Raw genomic sequence first — 980 nt, forward strand, 5'->3', positions numbered from 1 at the left:
CTCGTGCCCCATCGACACGTCGTCGTTGCGGATGTCGACGTAGGGGTAGGTGTCCGAGCGCGAGATCGTGTCGACCAGCAGCGCGTCGCACTTCACCGTCGAACGGGAGTTGCGCGCCCGCGGGTTGACCTGGATCAGCCCGCGGTAGGACGTGCGCCCGCCGCCGCGCGCCACCGACTTCGACACGATCGTCGAGGAGGTGTTGGGCGCGAGGTGGACCATCTTGGCGCCGGCGTCCTGGTGCTGGCCCTCGCCCGCGAACGCGATCGAGAGGACCTCGCCCTTGGCGTGCTCGCCCATCAGCCACACGGCCGGGTACTTCATGGTCACCTTGGAGCCGAGGTTGCCGTCGACCCACTCCATGGTCGCGCCCTCCTCGGCCTTGGCGCGCTTGGTGACCAGGTTGTAGACGTTGTTCGACCAGTTCTGGATCGTGGTGTAGCGGCAGCGGCCGCCCTTCTTGACCACGATCTCGACGACGGCCGAGTGCAGCGAGTCGGTCTTGTAGATCGGCGCGGTGCAGCCCTCGACGTAGTGCACGTAGGCACCCTCGTCGACGATGATCAGCGTCCGCTCGAACTGGCCCATGTTCTCGGTGTTGATCCGGAAGTAGGCCTGGAGCGGGATGTCGACGTGCACGCCCGGCGGGACGTAGATGAACGAGCCACCGGACCAGACCGCGGAGTTCAACGCGGAGAACTTGTTGTCCCCGGACGGGATGACCGAGCCGAAGTACTCCCGGAACAGCTCCGGGTGCTCCTTCAGCGCGGTGTCGGTGTCCAGGAAGATGACGCCCTGCTGCTCGAGGTCCTCGCGGATCGAGTGGTAGACGACCTCGGACTCGTACTGCGCGGCGACACCGGAGACCAGGCGGGCCTTCTCGGCCTCCGGGATCCCCAGCTTGTCGTAGGTGTTCTTGATGTCCTCGGGCAGGTCCTCCCAGGTGGCGGCCTGCTTCTCCGAGGAGCGCACGAAGTACT

General features: G+C 66.2%; 1 protein-coding gene. It reads right to left on the bottom strand.

Going from position 1 to position 980, the window contains the following annotated elements; genetic code table 11:
• Nucleotides 1-980, bottom strand: a 980-nt coding sequence (sufB, locus tag D8M34_RS18065) for a Fe-S cluster assembly protein SufB (protein WP_126894713.1), incomplete at both ends; no start/stop codon positions are given.

Origin of the sequence: Microbacterium sp. HSID17254 (genome assembly GCF_003989315.1) — a bacterium.
Taxonomy (GTDB): domain Bacteria; phylum Actinomycetota; class Actinomycetes; order Actinomycetales; family Microbacteriaceae; genus Microbacterium.